The following is a 21,196-nucleotide window of genomic DNA, read 5'->3' as shown; positions in this document are numbered from 1 at the left end:
CCGTTAATCCGTTTCGCCGTTCAGGTGTGCAAGAATGCGCCGGATATTGGCAAGCTGCCATTCGACTTCCACGTACTCATTTTTGCTGGAATGATGCTCGACACTGTAGTGTCCTTCATATCCCGCATCGATCAGGATTCGAATCTTTTCCTCGTAGCGCGGCAGCACCCATGCTGCAAAATGAGTATGGAAGGCATATTGCGCACACAAGCGGTCCCCGTTTTCTTTATCCACGTCCCAGTTTTCCAAATGCAGCAGAATCCCGAAAGCGGGACTGTCCACCGCTTCCACCAGCTTCTTGATGTTTTCGGGAACGCGTGAGGTGCCCCAATGGTTTTCCGGACCGACCTTATAGCCGCCTTCTTCAGCGCGGCGGGCAAATTCTTTGTATGTTTTGACGGTATACTCGAATTGTTCATCCGACATTTCCAGATCATGCCCGCCCATGTCGATTCGGACAGTCTGCGCGCCCAACAGCTCCGCGGCACGCAGGTTCATCAGCGCGTTTTGATAGTTCTTCTCCCTCAGTTCGGGGTCCGGCTCCCATACATGCGCGCCGTCCACGCATAAATTGGCCAGATGGAGTTCCCGTTGGTCCATATGCTTCCTGATTTTCAGAAGATAGTCTTCTTCATAGGAGACGAGCATCATATTCCATATATCGGCACCGCTGACATGATAACGATATTTCAAGCTTTCCAAATAACCGAACAAATCGATTTCCTTCCGATTAAACATGCCGTGAAAAGAATAAGACGCAATTGAAATATGCATGCTCCCGCTCCTTACATTTTAACTATTCATCCTAACGCAGACCCTCTCATTCCATCTCCAAAACTGCCGCTACAGGATAATGGTCGGACGGAAATTGGCCGTTTACCTTGCTCCTGACAATCTGCACCTGACTAATCCGGATCTCCTCGGTGGCAAAAATGTAGTCGATCGGCTCTCCCTCTTCACCCCCTTCAAAATTATGATAGGTTGCCCCCGGTCTGGCCGCCGCAGCCTCGAAAGCGTTCCGAAGCTGCATCTTATAGCCTTTCAATGTCACTTCCCCGCACAGAAACCGGATGACCGGATTGTCCGGCGCGGCGTTCAGATCTCCCATCAAGACGGCGGGAAGCCCGGTGTGGGCACGCATTCGCCCGATTGCACCGGCAATAAGCAAAATCCCTTCCTCACGCGCCTGTCGGCCGATATGGTCCAGATGGGTATTGAAAACCAGCCATTGATGAGCCGGTTGTTCAATCGATTGGAATTGCGCCCATGTGCATATTCGCGGAAAAGCGGCGTCCCAGCTCTTGCTTCCCGGCACATCGGGCTGCTCGGATAACCAGAATTGGCCTTCCTCGACAACGTCAAGCAAGCTTGAATCGTAAAATATCGCGGAGTATTCGCCGTTCGTTCCGCCATCTCTTCCCTGGCCTATGTAACGAAAGTCCTTCAGCTTTTCTTTGAGAAGCTCCAGCATGGAGCGGGAGCCTTCCTGGGTTCCGAACAGCAGCGGCCCGAATTGCCTGATCACCTTTGCCGCCCGTTCGGAACGGCTCTCCCATGCATGCTCCGCCGAAGTCCCGCTTTCGGTGCGCAGGTTAAACGTCATAACCGGCAGCTTCACGGCTCTTCCTCCCTCCGGTACGAATCAATTCGAAACGTTTCGCAAATCGGATAAAAAAATACAAATGAAACGGATAAAAACGCAATAACAGTCAACCATTCGGTTTTTTAGTAATCGCTTTCAAAAATTCGAAACGTTTTTCTTCAATATATCACCGTATCGGACGGTTGTAAACCCTTTCTTTTAGATCTATATGCCCATTTTCATCTTCTATTCGTCCCGCTTCGCTTCGGTATTCGCTTGGCGTTTCGTTCGCGCGGCCTTTTCGTTTCTGTGCTATACTTGAAGAAGCTGTTGTGCAATATAAAATGGGTACGAGCCGACCCGAATTCGGAGCTCTTGCCCGAAACAGAGGACGCAAAAAAGGAGTTGCCCGATGAAACAACATCTGCTGTTCGATCTGGACGATACGCTGATTCATTGCAATAAATATTTCGGCCTCATCATCGACCAGTTTATCGATGAGATGACGACCTGGTTTAAAAGCTACGACGAAATTACGCCTGAAATTATCCGGGACAAGCAAACCGAAATCGATATCGCCGGCATCGAAATCGTCGGCTTCAAGAGCGATCATTTTCCGCAATCGTTCGTCGAGACGTACCGGCACTTTTCAAGATTGACCGGCCGTCCCGAGTCCGATGCGGAGAAGGAGCGGCTATGGAAGCTGGGCCTTAGCGTCTACGAACAGGAAGCCGAGCCGTATCCGCATATGGAAGAAACGCTGATGACGCTGCGGGAGTCCGGTCACGAGCTGCATCTGTACACAGGAGGAGAGCGGCGGATTCAGCGGCGAAAAATCGAGAAGCTGAAGCTGGAGCGGTACTTCGGCTCCCGCATCTATATTCGCCGCCATAAAAACAGCAATGCGCTGGAAGCCATATTGGCGGAAGGCGGATTCGACCGCAGCCGGACGTGGATGATCGGCAATTCGATCCGGACGGATGTCGTGCCAGCGCTGACGACCGGCATTCACGCCATCCACGTCAAAACGGAGCAAGAGTGGCAGTATAATATCGTCGATATCGACGTCGCCCCGAAAGGCGCTTTCGTTACGGTCGGCCGGTTGTCCGAAGTGCCCGGCGCCATTCAAAACTACGTGGTCTCGGCCTGGAACGCCGGACTCGTCTAATCGTCGAATACGGCCCGGATCGCGCCGCTTGCCGCGTCGTGCAGCACGAGACGGCCTTTTCCCTCCGAGCCGTCCGGACGGCGAAGCGAAAGCTTTCGGGTTTCGCCTTTTTGAAGCAAATCCCGGACCATGGCCGGGGTCAGCTTCTTGCCGGACTGGTCCTTCCACATGACGAACGTGCAACCTTCGCGGTATGCGCTGCAGCCGAAGCCCCGCTTCCCTTCGATAATCGTCCCCCGGCAACCCGGCTTCGGACAACTTCCATAAGCGGCCGGCTCCTTGCGTTCGGCGGACGCTGCCGGTTTGCTCCCGCGCGCGGCGCTGCGCCGGCCTGCCGTTCTGCCGCTTTTGCGGCCTTGGGACCCGGAGCCGGTTCTGCCGCCGTCCCCCAGCGTGCCCGGCGCTGCCGGCTGCTGCTGCCGAACCTTCTCGACAATTTGGACCGCAAACCGTTTCACCTGCTCCATAAACCGTTCATCGGACGCTTCCCCGCGGGAAATTTGATGCAGCCGCCGCTCCCACTGCCCGGTCATCTCCGGAGAGGCGAGCAGCTCCACGCCCGCGCCCCGAATGAGCTCGATCGCGGTCAGCCCTTTGGCCGTAATATCGAGCCGTTTGCCGCTCGCGGCAATGTACCCGACCTGCTTCAGCCTTTCGATCGTGGCCGCGCGGGTCGCCGGCGTACCGAGCCCCGTCTCCTTCATCGCTTCCCGCAGCTCGTCGTCTTCGATCGATTTTCCGGCGCTCTCCATCGCTTTCAGCAGCGTTCCTTCGGTATACGGCTTCGGCGGCTGCGTCGTCTTCTCTTTCGCTTCGGCTTCGGTGCAGCGAACTTCTTTGGCCTTATCGATGAGGAACGGCCGATCCGTTACCGTCTCGTCCTCCGGACCGGCTTCGTCCTGCCCGTCCTTCTTCCGCTTGCGCGCCGCGGAAGCGTCGGCGTCCTGCTGCACGACCTTCCAGCCCGGTTCGAGCAGCTCCTTCACTTTCGTCCGGAACGTCTCACTTTCGCAGATCGTCCATACCGTATGATTGCGATAGCGGGCCGGCGGATAATATTGCGCCAGGAAGCGCCTGACGATCATGTCGTATATTTTTTGCTCGTCGGCGTTCAGCGTTGACGGCTTCTTCGGCGTCGGCAATATGGCGTGATGATCCTCCACTTTCGCCGGATTGCATACGGCCCGGTTGCCTTTATGGACGCGCCCGCGGTCCGCGCCGGCCGCCAGTTTGGCATATTCGGTCCCGCCCAGCATCGCCAGCGCTTTGCTCATCGCCGCGATATTTCCTTCCGTTACATAGTTCGAGTTGGTGCGCGGGTATGTAATCACTTTATGCTTCTCGTACAGCGACTGCGCGATGTCCAACGTTTTTTTCGCCGAAAAGCCGTATTTTCCGTTCGCTTCCCGCTGCAGCAGCGTCAAATCGTACAGCTTGAACGGATACTCGCTGCTCTCGGCGCTCTCGTATTTGGCGATGGCGGCGGGCTTGCCCCGCACTTTCCCGGCGATCGCTTCGGCCTTCATCCGGTCGATGAGCCGCTCGCCCTGCCAGACGCCGGCATAGCTTGTCTTCTCTTGGAGGAAGCTCGCCGCAACGACATAATACGTTTCCGGCCGGAACGCCTCGATTTCGCGGTGGCGGTCGTACAACAGCGCCAGCACCGGCGTCTGCACCCGGCCGACCGACAGCAGTGCCTTATGGCGGATCGTGAAGGCGCGCGAGGCGTTCATGCCGATCAGCCAATCCGCCTCGCTGCGCGCTCTCGCCGCCCGCGTCAGCGCGTCGTACTCGGCGTCGCTGCGCAGCGTCTCGAAACCGCGCCGAATCGTCTCCGGCGTCAGGTCGGAAATCCACAGCCGGTCGACGGGCTGCTTCAGCTTCAAATATTGGCGGATCAAATGGAAGATAAGCTGCCCTTCCCGGCCGGCGTCGCACGCGTTGATCAGCCGGTCGCAGCGCTTGGCGAGCTCGCCGATCGTCTTCAGCTGCTCCTTCGTCCGGGCGTTCGGCCACAGCTTGAACCGTTCCGGGATAATCGGCAAGTCCCGGTCATTCCACCGCTTGTACTTCTCGTCGTACCGCTCCGGCTCGGCCAATCCGACGAGGTGGCCGATCGCCCAGGTGATCACATACCGTTCGCCTTCCAGATACGTCCGTTTGTTGACCGCCTTCGGCTCGATCACCGCCGCGATCGTCCGGCCCATATCCGGCTTTTCGGCTATAATAAGCGTCTTAGACATACCGCGTCAGCGCTCCCGCTGCGCCGCCGCCACTTGCTCGGCTATAGCCGCCTGAATGTCCGGCCGCGCGATAAAGGCGGCAATCTGCTCTTTCTCGGCCGCCGTAAACTGAAACTCGCTGTCGCACCCTTCTTCCTGCGGCACGATCTGGAAAATCTCCCCGTCCGGCGTACAGATGACGAGCGCGGTCAAGTCGACCGCATCGGCCGGCGCCGGCGTCTGCGGCGACAGCTCGAACCGCAGCTCGATGTCCACCCAATGCTCGTTCCGCCGCTCGATTCGCGGATAAAATGCGGTGAAGCGCAGCTCCTCCGCCGTATCCTGTCCATAACGGATCATGCCCCATTCCCCCTAAAATACGAACTCGAAAAAAGAACCGTTATCTATTTTACCACAACGAAAAGTTCCGGTCAGCGAGCCGACGTTTCGGTCGGAGGCAGGGGCCGAGGTGGATGGGCAATGGCAGACGGTTTGGCCGGAGCGGGGCGGGCGGGCAATGGCAGACGGTTTGGCGGGAGACGAGGCGGTCGGGCAAAGGTGGACGGGTAGCGGGAGACGAGGCGGATGGACAATGGCTGACGGTTTGGCGGGAGACGAGGCGGATGGGCGGCAAGACGGATAAAAGGCGTCCTCCGGATTCGGCCGGCATGCGGCACGGCCTTCTTGCAAAAAGCTCCCCAGCAAGACAGTGAACTTGACCTTCGCTTTAACATTTGCTACGGTACATCAAATGACCGTAAAAACTGCAAAAGTACAGTTTTTTTCATCCAATAATAAACAAAATTTAATAATTATTGCAATTATACAGGATTTTTGTTCGAATTAGGCCATATAGACAAAAATATCAAATAATTCCTGTATTTTTGCAGGCTTTTGTGTAAAATCAGCCTTTTGGAGCTGAAAATCCTGCATTTTTGCAGGTTTTTAGCCAAGCGATTCGACGGTGACGCGAAGCACCGACGGATTCGAATCTCACCGACGGACGCCGGTCGTGCGACGAACGCGAATCGCGTCAACGAATACCGGCCATTGCCTGGCCCGCTCAAGAAAGCACTGCAGGCTATTTCAAGGCGTCATCGGCAGGTTCAGTTTACCCCCTCTTCTCCGGCGGCGGCAATCACAAAGGACACCACCGCTCCGCCGTCCTCCGCGTTGCAAGCTTTGATCTCTCCCCCATGGCTTTCCACCAGCCGCCTTGCAATGTAAAGGCCGAGACCGGAATGGCCTTCCGATTGCCCCCGCGCTTTGTCGGCCCGGTAAAAGCGTTCGAACGCCCTTTCCTCCTCCCCGGGCGGGAATCCGGGTCCGGTATCCCGGATCCGGAAGCGGACTTGCCGCCCTTCGACTGCCAGTCCTACTTCGATCCGACCGCCTTCGGGAGTATACGATATGCTGTTGGAAACAATATTGCCGAGTATGCGCTCCAGCTTCTCCGGATCAATCCGGCATACCCCTATGGCCCCCTCCGGCAGAAAAGAAAGGCGAATCCCCTTGGCCGCGGCCGCCGGCTTGAATTGCTTGATCAGCTTCCCGGTCCAGGACACGAGCTCCACCGGTAAAACGTTCAGCCGGTCTTCGAATCGTTCCAGCTCAGCGCTGTACTGGAGCTGGCGCACGAGCCCGGCGCTTTTGCCGGCATTGTCGCGGATGACCGTCAGATACCGGCGCAGCTTGTCTTCCGGAGCCCCGGAATCGAGCAAAGCTTCGGCATAACCCGAGATAATCGAAATTGGCGTTTTCAAATCATGGGCCAGCGCTTCGATCATTTCAGCCTTCTCCCGCTCCAGTCTCCATTGCGCGGACAGCGAAGAGCGCAGTTCCTCCTGCATTCGGGCGAACGCCGAGCACAATTGTCCCAGCTCATTGCCTGACCGGTATTCAATGGTGAAATCCAAATCTTTTTCCGCGATTTTGCGGGAAGCCTTCATCAGCATCCGGATCGGCTCGTTGATTCGGCCGGCAATCGTTTTGGCGAAAAGCAGCGTAAACAGAAAAATGTAAAAAAACGGCGACAGCAAAAAGGCAGCAAAAACAGCGGCAAGCCAGCCTTGACCTTCGGCAAACGTCGGACTGAGCGAGTAGGACAGCAGCACAGCGCCCGCAATCCGCCCGTCCCCGCCAATGATTGGCACCGTCTGCACATACCGGCCGCGATACCGGATCGGCTTATTCAGCCCGTCATACAGTTGCTGCCTCCCCTCGAAGACCGGTTCGTGCAAGGTGCCGTATCTGTAGTTGCCGTCGCCGTCTACCACCTGATAAAGAAATCCGGCGCCGGGAACTTGCCGCTCCAGTTCTTCCTTCGCGGAAGGATTAAGCAATGCTGTGTTCTCCTTCCGGATATATTCCTTAATGTCCGGAATCTGCTTTTCGTAGTAGTTGGCCGGATAGACGCCTTTGTATTCCATCCGGGTAAACAATACGGCGCCGAGCGCGTATGTGGAGGCGGTAGCCAGCAAACTGAGCAGAAGGATGAGCGCGAAGCCAAGGACGAACTGCGACTTCAGCGACCAATCGGCGATATTCTTCATCTTCTACCCCTTTTTCCATTTGTAGCCGATGCCCCAGACAGTCTGAATATAGTCTCCGGAAAGATCGGCGGCGGCCAGCTTGGCCCTGATTTTTTTAATATGCTCGACAATGGTGGAAGAGTCCCCTTCCGCATCCCAGCCCCAGATCCTTTCGTATATCTGCTCCCGGGAAAAAACTTGCCCGGCATGCAGCGCAAGCAGTTCCACGATCTCGTATTCCTTCCGGGTCAAGGCGACCGGCTTTCCGCATACCGTTACGGACATCCCTTTCAGATCGAGCTCCATATTTCCCCAGCGAAGCAGCGGCTGAGCGGCTTTGTCTCCAACGTCGGCCCCGATGTTCTGTCTGGCGCGCTCCTCCCTTCGCAAATTCGCCTCGATGCGGGCGAGCAATTCCCTCAGTCCGAACGGCTTGACGATATAATCGTCGCCGCCCATGGAGAAGCCCTTAACCCGGTCGTTCTCCGACTGCCTGGCGCTAACGAAAAGGATCGGGCACGCGACGGTGTCGCGAATTGCCCGGCACACGTCGAAGCCGTCACGGCCCGGCATCATGACGTCCAGAATGACCAAGTCGGGTTTGGAGCCGGCCAGCTCGATGCCGCGGTCTCCGTCATAAGCGGCCAGTACGCGGTGCCCCCTCGCCGTCAGTTCATCCGACAGCAATTCCACCATGTCACGCTCGTCGTCCACGATCAAAATCGTACTCATTTGATCCTCCGTTGTTCTACCAGCTGTTCTATTCGTAAGTTTTGCGTCCTTCCCAACCGACAAACCATATTGTACCGCAGATCGAAGCAACGATAAACGAGGCAACAGCCATCAGCAGGACGCCGTCCACCTGCCGGCAGTACAGCTCGAAGGCCGAGGCGCCGGTCCCGTTCTGAAATTCCGAAAGACGCGCCGTCAACGGAAACTGCGACAACCGGACAGGCCAGGCCCAAGGGACGAATTCCCAAATCCGGTCGCCGATCACCGTCGCGCCGACGATCGCAGCCAGCAAAAATCCCGCTCCGCCGGCAGCTGCCGAAGCGCCCATCCCGAAAGCCAGCGCCAAAAACAGATGAAACACACATAGCGTAAGCGATCCGATCGTCGTGTAAGCCGCGCCGGCGAGAAAGAGACCGGCATCGGCGTCTGCGATGCCGAGCAGCGTCTCCATACCGAAGACAAGCAGCAGAGCCGCTGCGAAAATCCCGAAGCCGACAGGAAGCGTCACCATCAGGAGCTTGCCCGCAAAGCTCAGCGCTCTCGGCTGCTGCCGACCCAACAGCCCGCCGAAGCAGCCGGCCTGCTCCTCCTGCATGGCGAGCATTCCGGATAGCAGGCCGATCGCGAGCGGAAGCGCCGAAGCGGTCATTTGGCTGAAAGCTTCATAGATCGCATTCGCCAATCCCGGAGCAAGCGGCCGGCCTGAGAAATACCAAAGCAATATTCCCGCAGCCAGCGGCGGCGCCGTAAAGACGAGCCAGCGGTAACCGGTTCGTTTGGTGATCAGCCAATCGGTACGGAGAATGCGCAAAAGGGTCATCGCTAGCGCACCTCCCTGCGAGCGTACCATATGGCGGTCAGTTGCAAGGTAACAGCCAAAAACACGAGGGCGAGACCGAACCCGACCGGAATGACGGAAGCGCTAAGCAGCGGGTCGCCGTCCGGGAGCGGAACGCCGTTCGGGTGGACGCCGACAATCGGTGCCATCAACCGGGTCGGCCAGCTCCACGGGACCGCCGGCCAATAGGGCTCCGGCGCCGAAAGAACGCCGGCAAACATCCCGGCCAAACCGAGCGCGAGGGAAACTGCCGGCCCCTTCCATGCCGCGACCATCAAATGCAGCGGAATCAGCGCCGTCGACAGCATCCAGACAACCGCACTTGCCCCGATAATCCGCCAGAAAGGCGCAGGCCCGTCCGCTATGAGCAGCCCCGCGAGCAGCGTTGAGGCCACGAGCACTCCGGAAGAGATGAACGTATGACCGGCCAGAACGGCCGTTTTGGCCAGCCAGAGACGCGGAAGCGAGACCGGACGCGTCCTGAGGCTGCGCTCGGCTCCCGATTTTTTCTCCCGGGCTTCGGTCAGCGCGCACAGAAGCGCCGTCCCGAGCGGCACGAACAGAACCGGCCACCAATTAAACACAATGAACAGAAGCGCCTCCCAGGTGCCGATGCTTTGGTCGGGCATCAGCATTTTGACGACGATGGCGTACAGGACAAAGAAAAGAGGCGCGCCGCATACCAGCTTTCGGGCAAACGTGCGCTTGGACTTCAAGGCTTCCGCCTGAAGCAGGTTAAGCATCGCCCGCTCCCTCCTTCCGCCTGTCGCCCCGGACGACGTCCATAAACAGCGATTCCAAGTCGGTTCCGCGCCGGTTCGCGCCTTCGTAGCGCAGCCTTCCACCGCTAATAATCCCGATGTCGTCGGCGGTATGCTCCACTTCAGAGAGAATGTGACTCGACAGGATCACGGTGATGCCCCGTGCCGGAAATGAACGGATCAGCCCGCGCAAATCCTGGATTCCGAGCGGATCCAGGCCGTTCGTCGGCTCGTCCAGAATGAGCAGTTTCGGGTTTTGCACGAGCGCGATGGCGATGCCCAGCCTTTGTTTCATACCCAGCGAAAATTGGGAAGCTTTCTTGTTGCCGGTGTCCGTCAAGTCCACGGTTTCGAGCACCTCCCGGATTCGGGATTCGGGCAGCTGCAGCAATCGGGTGTGCACCAGCAAATTTTCTCGTGCCGTCAAATTGCCGTACAGCGCCGGGGACTCGATCAGCGCCCCGATCTCCCTCAAGCAATCTCGGGTCCACGGCTTGCCGTTTATCCATATTTGGCCGGAGGAAGGCCGCAGCAATCCCGCTATCATTTTCAGCGTCGTCGTTTTGCCGGCCCCATTTGGCCCGAGAAGACCGTACACCGTACCCGCGCGGACATGAAGCGAAACGCCGGAGACCGCCGTTTGTTTGCCAAAACGTTTTTCCAGATTCACCGTTCGCAAAATGTCGTTCATGGCTATCATCCTACTCTGTCAGTATTCCGGGAGAAATCCCCTTTTCGACAAAGAGCATATCAAGCAATTATAAAGAATCGATAAAGAAAGGTTGCGATTGCGGAATCTTCCCGCTTAGCGATAATCGCGTCGATTCCGCCAAATCCCACCATAGGGAAGTGGAATTGTATGCATCTTTTATGTAATGTCAAAGGAATGAATAAAAAAATAAGCCCTTCTTTTCCGTAAAGGATGGAAGGGCTTTGCAGAGCTTTTATAATTAAACGGATTCCCTTGATTGAAGCAATAGCTAATCATAAAACCCCGACCCGCCGCGAGCGGCGAATCGGGGGTCTCGCAGGAATGCCGTTACGGCTGCCTGACGCCTTTTTCTTGACAAGCGGACTCTCTTTCCTGACAGCTTTGAGTCGACATTACGGCAGCATCGTGGAGCCCATCAGGTAGCGGTCCACTTCGCGCGCTGCCTCACGGCCTTCGTTGATGGCCCATACGACAAGGCTTTGGCCGCGGCGCATGTCGCCGGCGGCGAAGACTTTGTCCACGTTCGTACGGTATTTGCCGTATTCCGCCTTTACGTTCGAACGGCGGTCGCGCTCCAGGCCGAATTGGTCGATCAGGGTGTTCTCCGGTCCTTCGAACCCGATGGCGATCAGCACGAGATCGGCCGGCCATACTTTTTCCGTACCCGGAATTTCCTTGTAAATTTTGCGTCCGGTTTCGTCGACGATCCGCTCGATTTGAACCGTGTGCAGCTCTTTCACGTTGCCGTTCTCATCGCCGACAAACTTCTTCGTCAGCACGGAGAACGCCCGCGGATCTTCCCCGAACAGCGCTTTGGCCTCTTCCTGGGCATAATCGAGCGTATAGACGTTCGGGAACTGCGGCCACGGGTTCGTGATCGGGTCGCGCGTAAGCGGCGCCTTGGCATGCGTGCCGAATTGCGTGACCGATTTGCAGCCGTGGCGCAGCGCCGTTGCGACGCAGTCGGTTCCGGTATCGCCGCCGCCGATGACGATGACGTTTTTGTCTTTCGCCGAAATGTAGTTCCCGTCCGCAAGCCCGGAATCGAGATAGCTCTTGATCGTGCTGTTCAAATAATCCATCGCCATATAGATGCCGCCCAATTCGCGACCCTCAATGTCGACGTCACGCGCCTTCGTTGCGCCGCCGCAAAGGACGACGGCGTCGAATTCGTCCAGCAGCTGTTGGGCCGGGATATCTTTGCCGATTTCGGTATTCGTCACGAATTGGACGCCTTCCGCTGCCAGCAGGTCGACCCGGCGCTGCACGACCTTCTTATCCAGCTTCATCGTCGGAATGCCGTACGTAAGCAGACCGCCGATGCGATCCGCGCGCTCGTAGACGGTGACCGTGTGCCCCGCTTTGTTCAGCTGCGCCGCGCAAGCGAGCCCGGCCGGTCCCGAACCGACGATCGCAACGCGCTTGCCGGTACGCTTCTTCGGCGGATCCGGCACGACCCATCCTTCCTCGAATCCGCGGTCGATAATCGCTTTCTCGATCGTCTTGATGGTGACCGGCTCGCCGATCAGACCGACCGTACAGGATCCTTCGCAAGGAGCGGGACAGACGCTGCCGGTAAATTCGGGGAAATTATTCGTTTTGTGCAGCCGATCCAGCGCCTCGCGCCACAGTCCCCGATAGATCAGGTTGTTCCATTCCGGTATCAGGTTGTGGACAGGACAACCCAATACCGATCCGTTCAATTCCATTCCCGTATGGCAATAGGGCGTGCCGCAATCCATGCAGCGCGCGCCCTGCGTCCGCAGCTGGTCTTCGGAAAGATGCTTATGAAATTCCTCCCAATCTTTAATGCGCTCAAGCGGGTCGCGATCGGCAGGCAGTTCTCGCTTATATTCCATAAATCCGGTAGGTGTCGACATGACCGCAATCCCTCCATTATTCGTCCCGATTGGCCAATTATCGGCCAGTTTATTTTAAACTATAACGGGATTTCCGTTGATCTGCAACTGAGAAGTCTTGTATATTCCCGTCTCCTATTTAAAATATCCTAGCATTCCAATCCAGGTCGAACCAATGGATTATCCGTATAATCATTTGCACTATTTGTCATACACCTTGTCACAAATCGCACAGGAACGCGTCAGCGTCTTACATATGTCCGAAACCAGTAATCATAAGGATTTTCGTCGTTTTTGACGCCCTTTTCGCTGCCGGAGAGCTTCCATTCCGCCTCGTCGAATGACGGGAAATAGGTATCGCCCTCAAACTCCTCGTCGATTTCGGTCAGCAGCAGCTTATCCGCATATGGCAAAAACTGCTTATACACTTCCGCCCCGCCGATAATCATCAGCTCCCCGCCGCCGGCATACCGTGCCAACGCTTCCTCGACGGAGTGCACGACTTCGCAGCCTTCCGGCCGAAAATCGCGGCTCTTCGTCAGCATGACGTTCGTCCGGTTTTTCAGCGGACCGTTGAACGATTCCAGCGTCTTACGCCCCATGACGACCGTTTTCCCTTTTGTCATGCGGACAAAATAAGCCATATCCGCAGGAATGCGCCAAGGCAGCTCATTGTTGCGGCCGATCAGCCGGTTGCGGTCCATTGCGGCGATCATCGTGATGCCCACAGCTCCCACGCTCCCTTCCCGTTATACCGACACTTCCGCCTTGATCGTCGGATGATGCTGATAACCGACAAACTCGAAATCTTCATATTTGTAATCGAAAATCGATGCCGGCTTGCGCTTGATGACAAGGCGCGGCAGCGGGTACGGCTCGCGCGACAGCTGCTCTTTCACCTGGTCGAGATGATTCAGGTAAATATGCACGTCGCCGCCCGAATAAATGAACTCGCCCACACCAAGATCGCACTGCTGGGCGATCATATGCGTCAATAACGCATACTGGGCAATGTTGAACGGCAATCCGAGAAAGGTGTCGGACGAACGCATCGTCAGCATGCACGACAGCTTACCGTCGGATACATAAAATTGAAACGCAAAATGGCACGGCGGCAGCTTCATCTTGTCGATTTCCGCCACGTTCCAGGCGCTGACGAGATGGCGCCGCGAGTCCGGATTGCGCCGGATCGACTCCACCACCTGGGCGATCTGGTCGTGCCGTCTGCCGTCGGCCCCTTCCCAGGCCCGCCATTGCGAGCCGTACACCGGCCCGAGATCCCCGTTCTCGTCCGCCCATTCGTTCCAAATCCGCACGCCGTTGTCCTGCAAATAGCGGATGTTGGTATCTCCGCTCAAAAACCAGAGCAGCTCATGCACGACCGACTTGATGTGAATCCGTTTCGTCGTGACGAGCGGAAAACCGTCATTCAGATCGAACCGGAGCTGCCGCCCGAAGACCGAAATCGTCCCTGTCCCGGTCCGGTCTTTCTTTACGGTTCCGTTGTCCAAAATATCCTGAAGCAAATCCAAATACGCTCTCACGCTTCGTTTCTCCTCCCGATTGCTGACAAAGCCATTTCCCCTATTGTACCATACCGGTTCAAGTATGCGAACGTTTGTTTTGTCTTCGTTGCAAGCGCATTTCATACCGCTCCGGCGCGGTTTGATGAAGCCGAATCTCTTCTTCGGATTCGGGGATGACGGGCGGGACGGGCGTCGGCTTACCGTCCTTGCCGAGCGCTACAAAGGTGAAAAAAGCGGTGACCGCCGTTTTCCGCTCCCCGGATTCGACATTTTCCGACTGCACCTTGACGTAAACTTCCATCGAACTGCGATGCGTCCAGCTGATGAACGCTTCCACCTCGATCACTTCGCCGAGCCGGATCGGGGCGACGAATTCGAGACTGTCGGTCGAAACGGTAACGGTAGCCATGCGGGCATGGCGCATGCTGGCGATCGCCGCCGCCTTATCCATCAATTCCATCAGTTTTCCGCCGAACATCGTCCCGTGATGATTCGTATCCGAAGGGAAAATCAGTTGCGTCATAACGGTCCGGGATTCCCGGATCAACCTGCCTTGCCTGTCGGACATCGCTGTACGCCCCTCTCGTTTTTCATTCATCATGAACGTTATGCCGTTGTTTTATACGGTATGATGACGAAAAAAGAGGTCCCGGTTGAACCAACCGCATGACCTCTCTTTCGGCAGTCTGCATGCGCATGCTGCGAATTATTTTACGAACGTGTGAATCGGATGGCCGAGCGCGACTTCCGCCGCCTCCATCGTAATTTCGCCAAGCGTCGGATGCGCATGAATCGTAAGCGCGATATCTTCGACGGTTGCGCCCATTTCGATCGCAAGGCCGAGCTCGGCGATCAGGTTGGACGCTTCGGCGCCGGCGACTTGCGCGCCGAGGACGAGCCCGGTGTCGGCGTCGGAAACGATTTTCACGAATCCGTCGGTCGACTGCAGCGACAATGCGCGGCCGTTCGCGCTGAACGGGAACTTGCCGACTTTCACATTGTAGCCTTTCTCTTTCGCTTCGGACTCCGTATAGCCGACGCTTGCGCATTCCGGATCGGAGAAGCAGACGAGCGGAATCACCTTGTAATCGATCTTGCTCGGCAGCCCGGCGATCGCCTCGGCCGCCACCTTGCCTTCATACGACGCTTTATGCGCCAGCGCAGGACCGGGCACGATGTCGCCGATCGCATAAATATGCGGAACGCTCGTGCGGCATTGATCGTCGATTTCGATCAGCCCGCGATCGGTCATCTTGATGTTGATCAGATCGAGACCGAGCTCGCCGTCCGTATTCGGCCGGCGGCCGACGGTTACAAGCAGGTAGTCCGCCGTCACTTTCTCTTCCTTGTCGCCCACCGTATACGTAACGGTGACGTCCTTGTCGGTCTGCTCCGCGCTCTTCGCCTGGGCGCCCGTCACGACGTTCACGCCTTGCGCCTTCAGCTTCTTCGCGACAAGCGACGACATGTCGGTGTCGAAGCCGGGAAGAATCGAGTTCGTGCCTTCGATCACGGTTACTTGCGTGCCGAACTTGGAGAACATCTGGCCAAGCTCGATGCCGATATAGCCGCCGCCGATAACGACAAGGCTCTTCGGCACTTCCTGCAGCGCGAGCGCTCCGGTCGAGGAGAGGATGCGTCCGCCGAACGGGAACGCCTTCAGCTCGATCGGACGGGAGCCCGTGGCGATAATGCAGTTTTTGAATTTGTAGCGCGGCGCTTCCTGTTCGTTGAATACGCGCGCCTCGTTCTCGTTGATGAACATGACTTCGCCCTGGAAGAACTGGACCTTGTTCGCCTTGAGCAGCGACGATACCCCGCCCGTCAGCTTCTTCACGACGCTTTCTTTGAACGCCTGGACTTTGCCGAAATCAACTTTGACCTCTCCGGCGTCAATGCCGATCGACGAAGCGTGCTTCACCGTTTCGTATTGATGCGCGGCAGAGATGAGCGCCTTCGACGGAATGCAGCCGACATTGAGGCATACGCCGCCGACATATTCTTTATCCACGACAAGCACGCTCTGTCCGAGCTGGGCGGCCCGAATGGCCGCCACATAACCGCCGGGACCGGCGCCAATGACCAGTGTATCGATATCGAGAGAAGCGTCTCCTACGACCATATCGTTATACCTCCATTACCAGCAGCTCCGGATCGGCCAGCAGCTGCTTGATGTAGTTCAAAAAGTTTTGTGCCGTCGCACCGTCGATCAAACGATGGTCGAAGCTGAGCGACAACGCCATTACCGGCGCGGCGACAATTTGCCCGTCGCGTACTACTGCTTTCTCCGTAATGCGTCCCGTGCCGAGAATGGCGACTTCCGGGAAGTTGATAACCGGCGTGAAGAACATGCCGCCGGCGGAACCGATGTTCGTAATCGAAATCGTGCTGCCCTTCATCTCGTGCGGAGCCAGCTTGCCTTCGCGGCCGCGCGTCGCCAGATCGCGGATCTCGTTCGCGATCATCCAGATGTTTTTGCGGTCGGCGTTCTCGATGACCGGCACGAGCAAGCCGTTGTCGGTATCGGTGGCGATGCCGATGTTGTAATATTTCCGAAGCACGATTTCCTGGTTTTCCTCATCCAGCGTCGCGTTCAGAATCGGATACTCGCGGCATGCCGCCACCAGCGCCTTGACGATGAACGGCAGGTACGTCAGCTTGACGCCTTTCTTCTCGGCGATCGGCTTCGACTTCGTGCGCAGCTCGACGAGCTTCGTCACGTCCACTTCGTCCATCAGCGTAACGTGCGGCGCCGTGTAAACCGACTTGGACATCGCGCTTGCAATCACTTTGCGAATACCTTTGAACGGAATACGCTCCTCCGGACGATCGCCCGTCGTCTGCACGGCGGCCGCCTGCGCCGGACGCGCTTCGGCAACGCCTTGTGCCGCGGCTGCTCCCGGAGCGGCCTGCACGCCGCCGGAAGCGGCAGCATCCACATCTTCGCGGGTAATGCGGCCGTTCTTGCCGGTTCCCTGGACGCCCGTCAGATCGACGCCTTTTTCGCGCGCGTATTTGCGGACGCTCGGCGTGGCAAGCACGAGTCCGCCTTTACCGGGCTCGCTCTTCGGCGCTTGTCCCCCGTCCGCAGCGGCCGGCGCCGCTTGTCCGGGCTGAATGTCGGCTCCGCCCTGCGACGCTTTCTGCTCTTCCTGCGCCGCAGCGCCGCCGCTTTCGACGGCTCCGGGAGCGGCCTGCTGCGGAATGTCTCCTTCCGCGTCGATAATGGCGACAATGTCGCCGACATGGCACACTTGCCCGTCTTTCGCCAGCACTTCCAGCACTTTCCCGTTGACCGGACAAGGCACCTCTACGATCGCTTTATCGTTTTGCACTTCCATAATAATATCTTCGTCGGTTACGGTATCTCCGGGCTTGATCAGCATCTTGACGATTTCGCCTTCGTGCAGTCCTTCGCCCAGCTCCGGGAACCGGTATTCGAATTTCGCCACTTGTCCTACCTCCTCCAGCTGAACTATCGGATCTTAAAATTCCCGTACCTTGTTGACGGCGGCAATGATGCGGGCCGGTGTCGGAAGCCATACGTTCTCGATTTGCACGAACGGATACACGGTATCCGGACCGGCTACCCGCAGCACCGGCGCTTCCAGATGAAGAATCGCTCTCTCGTTGATCTGCGCGATCACTTCCGCGGCTACGCCCGCCGTCTTCTGCGCTTCCTGCACGACGATGGCGCGGTTCGTCTTCTGAATGGAGGCGACGATCGTATCGATATCGAGCGGCATCAAGGTGCGCAGGTCGATAATCTCCGCCTTCACGCCTTGCTTCTCCAGTTCGTCGGCCGCCTGCATCGCCGTATGCACCATCATGCCGTAAGCGATAATCGTTACATCCGAGCCTTCGCGGACGACTTTCGCCTTGCCGATCGGCACCGTATATTCGCCCTCCGGCACCTCCGCGCGGAATTTGCGGTACAGATTGAGATGCTCCATGAAAAATACCGGGTCATTGTCGCGAATAGCAGATATCATAAGACCTTTGGCGTCGTACGGATTGGACGGAACGATTACTTTCATGCCGGGCGTCTGGACGGCCAATCCTTCGAGCGAATCGGTATGCAGCTCCGCCGCGTTGACGCCGCCGCCGAAAGGCGTGCGGAACACGATCGGCGCGTTATAGCGGCCGCCGGAACGGTAACGCATCCGCGCAGCCTGAACGAACATCTGGTCGAGCGCTTCGAAGATGAAGCCGATGAACTGAATTTCCGCGATCGGCCGGAAGCCTTGAATGCCCATGCCGACGGCCATCCCCGCAATTGCGGACTCCGCAAGCGGAGTGTCGAACACGCGGTCCTCTCCGAATTCTTCCTGAAGCCCTTCCGTCACGCGGAAAACGCCGCCGACCTTGCCGACGTCTTCGCCGAACGCAATCACGTTCTCGTCGCGTTTCATTTCGACGCGCATTGCGTCGCGGATCGCTTCCAACATATTCATTTGAGCCATGTTCGCTGGTTCCTCCTTATCGAAATTCGGCCTTAATTAAAATCGGCTTTTTGCTCTTCCAAATGTTGCGGCGTCGATTCGAACATGGAGTCGATCAGACCCTGGACCGTCATTTTCTCCGTATTTTCGGCCTTCTTGATATGCTCGTTGACGGCCGCTTTCGCCTCTTCCTTCACACGAGCCGTATCTTCTTCGGACCACAGCTTCTTCTTCTCCAAAAATTTGCCGAACCGGACAAGCGGATCTTTCATCGACCATTCGTTTTCTTCTTCCTTCGTCCGGTATTTCGTCGCGTCGTCCGCCATCGAGTGCGGGCGGAAACGGTAGGTGAGCAGCTCAAGAAGCGTTGCGCCTTCGCCGTTGCGTCCGCGCTCCGCCGCATCGGAAACCGCTTTGTAAACGGCAAGCACGTCCATGCCGTCCACCTGTACGCCGTGAATGCCGGCGGCAACCGCCTTGTGCGCGATCGACAGCGCGGCCGTCTGCTTCTCGAACGGCGTCGTAATGGCATAGCGGTTGTTCTGCACGGCGAAGATGACCGGCAATTTGAATACGCCGGCAAAGTTCAGCGCTTCGTAGAAATCGCCTTCGGAGGAACCGCCGTCGCCCGTATACGTAATGACGACGCGCTTCTCGCCGCGCTTCTTGAACGCCATCGCCACGCCGTTAGCATGCAGAACTTGCGCCCCGATAATAATTTGCGGCATCAGCACATGCACGTCTTCGGGAATTTGCCCGCCATGCTGATGGCCGCGCGAATACAGGAACGCTTGATACATCGGCAAGCCGTGCCAGACGATTTGCGGCATGTCGCGGTAACCCGGACATATAAAATCGTCTTTATTGAGCGCGTACTCGCTTCCGATCATCGACGCCTCCTGGCCGGATACCGGCGCATAAAATCCGAGGCGCCCCTGGCGTCCGAGGTTTACGGCCCTCTCGTCCCATGTGCGGGTGAACACCATCCGATACATTAACTCTTTCAATTGGTCGTCGCTAAGATTCGGCATCAGATCCGGATTGACGACCTCGCCTTCCGGCGACAATATCGTCAACGGCTGAACCGGCTCCGTGTACACTTCGTACTGAGCTTTACTGATCACCTTGCTCATTGTCAACGCTCACCTCGATCATAATATTTGAAAATCGTGGTCCACTGTTATAGAATCATTATAAACCTGTTTTCACAAAATGGTCAAAACAAAAAACGAAAAATCCGCTGTTTTTCTCTGTTTTGCATGTTTTTCTTAAGAAATTGTATATGTAACAGATAGTTTTTAACACTAATACAGAGTAGTACAATTTTGAGAAAGAGCCTTTATTCTTCCAGCTTTCCTCTCTATTGTTACCCATACATCCGCCAAACCATGCAACCGGTAAAGGAGAATTCGCCATGACCGATGTAAGGTATACGAAACGAACGATCGTAAAAGAAATTGTCGAAAGCCGCCGTCTGCCGGAGGGCAGCCGCTCCGTGCGGATCTATTTGCCGCCGGGCTACAATGAAACGCTGAGCTACCCGATCGTGTATTGCCAGGACGGCGAAGATTTTTTTAATTTCGGACGAATCGCCACGACCGCGAACCGGCTCATTCTCGACGAGGATATCGAGCCGTTCATTATCGCGGGCGTCGATGTCGACAAGCGGCACCGGACGGCGGAATACGCGCCGGACGGGGCGCGCCATGCCGACTATGTCACATTTTTTGCCGAAGAGATGGTGCCGTACGTCGAGAGCCGCTATCCGGTCCGGCGCTCACCGGAATATCGGCTGCTGGCCGGCGATTCGCTGGGCGCCACCGCGTCGCTGCACACGGCGATCTCGTATCCGGAGCTGTTTCGGCGCATCATGTCGCTTTCCGGCGCCTATTATCCTGAATCGCAGCGAATCGTTGCGCAATACGCGGACTTGTCCGCCCTGCAATTGTACATGATTGTCGGGCTGCAGGAAACATCGTTCCAGACCGATACAGGCGTGTACGATTTCGTCGAGCTGAACCGGACGACCAGCCGGTTATTGAAGGAACGCGGCGCCGACGTCTTCTATGAAGAAAAGGACGGCAAGCATCAATGGGGCTTCTGGCAGCAGGAAATCCCGGACGCGCTTCGGTATTTCATGGCCGGCTGACGGATGCCCTGTACGGGAAAGCCCCATCGCCGGGTTGCCGCAACGGACGGCGCCGGCGATGGGGCTTTATTGTTTCGGCATGACGGCAGACGCGTGCGACCGCTCAACGTCCGGCATCCGCCAGATCGGCCTTAATGCGTTCGAGCAGCTTGTCGCAGCCGACGCTGACCAGTTCGTAAACCTCATCGAAATTGCCGGTAAAGTACGGGTCCGGAACGTCGGTGACGGCGGATTCCGGCACAAAATCCATAAACTTGTATAATTTCGCCCGATGTTGTCCCGCTTTCGGCTGCAGCTTCCGGACGTTCCGCAAATTCGAATCGTCCATACAGACAATATAATCGAATGTTTCAAAATCGTCTTCCGCTACGAGCCGCGCGCGCATTCCTTCATAGCTGATCGCATGCCGATCGAGAATCGCCCGCGTCCCTTCGTGCGGCGGATGCCCGATATGCCAGTCGCCTGTCCCGGCGGAATCCGCTTCGATGGCATGGTCCAAGCCCGCTTCCTTGACCCGATGGCGGAATACCGCTTCCGCCATCGGCGAACGGCAAATGTTGCCGAGACAGACGAACAATACCTTTTTCTTCATTATTTCAGTACAACCTTCCTTTCTCGCGGTCCGTTTGATCGCAGGCGGCGGCCGCGGCGTTCGCTGCGGCAGCCGAACCGGC

Annotated in this window: 21 protein-coding genes; 3 read left to right on the top strand and 18 right to left on the bottom strand. The window is 57.0% G+C overall.

The features are described from left to right. Positions 1-3: 3 nt before the first annotated feature. Together ABEV74_RS13525 and ABEV74_RS13520 are read right to left on the bottom strand one after the other, a co-directional pair. A complete protein-coding gene (locus ABEV74_RS13525; RefSeq protein ID WP_062492954.1) occupies positions 4-774 on the bottom strand; it encodes a sugar phosphate isomerase/epimerase family protein in 771 nt (256 codons plus the stop codon). A gap of 46 nt (positions 775-820) precedes the next feature. Further along, complete coding sequence (locus ABEV74_RS13520; RefSeq protein ID WP_430146664.1) at positions 821-1,618, bottom strand: endonuclease/exonuclease/phosphatase family protein; 798 nt, start codon at positions 1,616-1,618, stop codon at positions 821-823. A gap of 376 nt (positions 1,619-1,994) precedes the next feature. Here ABEV74_RS13520 and ABEV74_RS13515 point away from each other — a divergent pair, with 376 nt between their 5' ends. Beyond that, complete coding sequence (locus ABEV74_RS13515; protein ID WP_062492952.1) at positions 1,995-2,750, top strand: HAD family hydrolase; 756 nt, start codon at positions 1,995-1,997, stop codon at positions 2,748-2,750. Here ABEV74_RS13515 and ABEV74_RS13510 read toward each other — a convergent pair. Both ABEV74_RS13510 and ABEV74_RS13505 read right to left on the bottom strand, forming a co-directional pair. Next, positions 2,747-4,993, bottom strand: a complete 2,247-nt coding sequence (locus ABEV74_RS13510; RefSeq protein WP_430146662.1) for a type IA DNA topoisomerase — start codon at positions 4,991-4,993, stop codon at positions 2,747-2,749. The two genes, ABEV74_RS13515 and ABEV74_RS13510, sit on opposite strands and share 4 nt — an antisense overlap. A gap of 6 nt (positions 4,994-4,999) precedes the next feature. Then, the gene (locus ABEV74_RS13505) at positions 5,000-5,332 is read right to left on the bottom strand and encodes a hypothetical protein (protein ID WP_430146660.1); all 333 of its coding nucleotides are present in this window, start codon (positions 5,330-5,332) and stop codon (positions 5,000-5,002) included. 113 nt (positions 5,333-5,445) lie between these two features. On the opposite strand from ABEV74_RS13505, the gene ABEV74_RS13500 reads away from it, so the two are divergent. Next, the gene (locus tag ABEV74_RS13500; RefSeq protein ID WP_430146658.1) at positions 5,446-5,685 is read left to right on the top strand and encodes a hypothetical protein; all 240 of its coding nucleotides are present in this window, start codon (positions 5,446-5,448) and stop codon (positions 5,683-5,685) included. A 393-nt stretch (positions 5,686-6,078) separates the two neighbouring features. Here ABEV74_RS13500 and ABEV74_RS13495 read toward each other — a convergent pair whose 3' ends face one another. The 13 genes from ABEV74_RS13495 to pdhA form a co-directional block, all read right to left on the bottom strand. After that, a complete protein-coding gene (locus ABEV74_RS13495; RefSeq protein WP_430146656.1) occupies positions 6,079-7,524 on the bottom strand; it encodes a sensor histidine kinase in 1,446 nt (481 codons plus the stop codon). 3 nt (positions 7,525-7,527) lie between these two features. Beyond that, a complete protein-coding gene (locus tag ABEV74_RS13490) occupies positions 7,528-8,235 on the bottom strand; it encodes a response regulator transcription factor (RefSeq protein WP_430146654.1) in 708 nt (235 codons plus the stop codon). A gap of 28 nt (positions 8,236-8,263) precedes the next feature. After that, a complete protein-coding gene (locus ABEV74_RS13485; protein ID WP_430146652.1) occupies positions 8,264-9,055 on the bottom strand; it encodes a lantibiotic immunity ABC transporter MutG family permease subunit in 792 nt (263 codons plus the stop codon). Between the two features lie 2 nt (positions 9,056-9,057). Beyond that, a complete protein-coding gene (locus ABEV74_RS13480) occupies positions 9,058-9,816 on the bottom strand; it encodes a lantibiotic immunity ABC transporter MutE/EpiE family permease subunit (RefSeq protein ID WP_062492946.1) in 759 nt (252 codons plus the stop codon). Next, positions 9,809-10,525 (bottom strand): lantibiotic protection ABC transporter ATP-binding protein, encoded by a 717-nt coding sequence (locus ABEV74_RS13475; protein WP_430146649.1) that lies wholly within the window; start codon positions 10,523-10,525, stop codon positions 9,809-9,811. The genes ABEV74_RS13480 and ABEV74_RS13475 overlap by 8 nt, the downstream gene beginning before the upstream one ends. 413 nt (positions 10,526-10,938) lie before the next feature. Continuing rightward, a complete protein-coding gene (locus ABEV74_RS13470; RefSeq protein WP_430146647.1) occupies positions 10,939-12,426 on the bottom strand; it encodes a glutamate synthase subunit beta in 1,488 nt (495 codons plus the stop codon). Between the two features lie 221 nt (positions 12,427-12,647). Further along, positions 12,648-13,133, bottom strand: a complete 486-nt coding sequence (locus ABEV74_RS13465; protein WP_430146645.1) for a dihydrofolate reductase — start codon at positions 13,131-13,133, stop codon at positions 12,648-12,650. 21 nt (positions 13,134-13,154) lie between these two features. Continuing rightward, positions 13,155-13,949, bottom strand: a complete 795-nt coding sequence (gene thyA / locus ABEV74_RS13460; protein ID WP_430146644.1) for a thymidylate synthase — start codon at positions 13,947-13,949, stop codon at positions 13,155-13,157. Between the two features lie 58 nt (positions 13,950-14,007). Beyond that, positions 14,008-14,499 (bottom strand): acyl-CoA thioesterase, encoded by a 492-nt coding sequence (locus tag ABEV74_RS13455; protein ID WP_062492941.1) that lies wholly within the window; start codon positions 14,497-14,499, stop codon positions 14,008-14,010. A gap of 138 nt (positions 14,500-14,637) precedes the next feature. After that, on the bottom strand, positions 14,638-16,053 hold the full coding sequence (gene lpdA, locus ABEV74_RS13450; RefSeq protein WP_062492940.1) for a dihydrolipoyl dehydrogenase: 1,416 nt from the start codon (positions 16,051-16,053) through the stop codon (positions 14,638-14,640). Positions 16,054-16,057: 4 nt separating this feature from the next. Beyond that, positions 16,058-17,383 (bottom strand): dihydrolipoamide acetyltransferase family protein, encoded by a 1,326-nt coding sequence (locus ABEV74_RS13445; protein WP_430146641.1) that lies wholly within the window; start codon positions 17,381-17,383, stop codon positions 16,058-16,060. 33 nt (positions 17,384-17,416) lie between these two features. After that, positions 17,417-18,394 carry an alpha-ketoacid dehydrogenase subunit beta gene (locus ABEV74_RS13440; RefSeq protein WP_430146639.1) on the bottom strand — a complete coding sequence of 326 codons (978 nt, stop codon included), beginning with the start codon at positions 18,392-18,394 and terminating at the stop codon, positions 17,417-17,419. A 32-nt stretch (positions 18,395-18,426) separates the two neighbouring features. Further along, on the bottom strand, positions 18,427-19,494 hold the full coding sequence (gene pdhA, locus ABEV74_RS13435) for a pyruvate dehydrogenase (acetyl-transferring) E1 component subunit alpha (protein ID WP_430146766.1): 1,068 nt from the start codon (positions 19,492-19,494) through the stop codon (positions 18,427-18,429). A gap of 293 nt (positions 19,495-19,787) precedes the next feature. On the opposite strand from pdhA, the gene ABEV74_RS13430 reads away from it, so the two are divergent. Beyond that, entirely contained in the window at positions 19,788-20,522 is a 735-nt protein-coding gene (locus ABEV74_RS13430) for an alpha/beta hydrolase (protein WP_430146637.1), read from the top strand. A 103-nt stretch (positions 20,523-20,625) separates the two neighbouring features. On the opposite strand, the gene ABEV74_RS13425 is transcribed toward ABEV74_RS13430, so the two are convergent. Continuing rightward, the gene (locus tag ABEV74_RS13425) at positions 20,626-21,114 is read right to left on the bottom strand and encodes a low molecular weight protein-tyrosine-phosphatase (protein ID WP_062492936.1); all 489 of its coding nucleotides are present in this window, start codon (positions 21,112-21,114) and stop codon (positions 20,626-20,628) included. Positions 21,115-21,196 lie beyond the last annotated feature (82 nt).

The organism is Paenibacillus cisolokensis (genome assembly GCF_050481165.1).
Classification (GTDB): Bacteria; Bacillota; Bacilli; order Paenibacillales; family Paenibacillaceae; genus Paenibacillus_AH; species Paenibacillus_AH cisolokensis.
The sequence above is the reverse complement of the archived record's forward strand: the minus strand, read 5'-3'. Positions and strand labels throughout refer to the sequence as shown.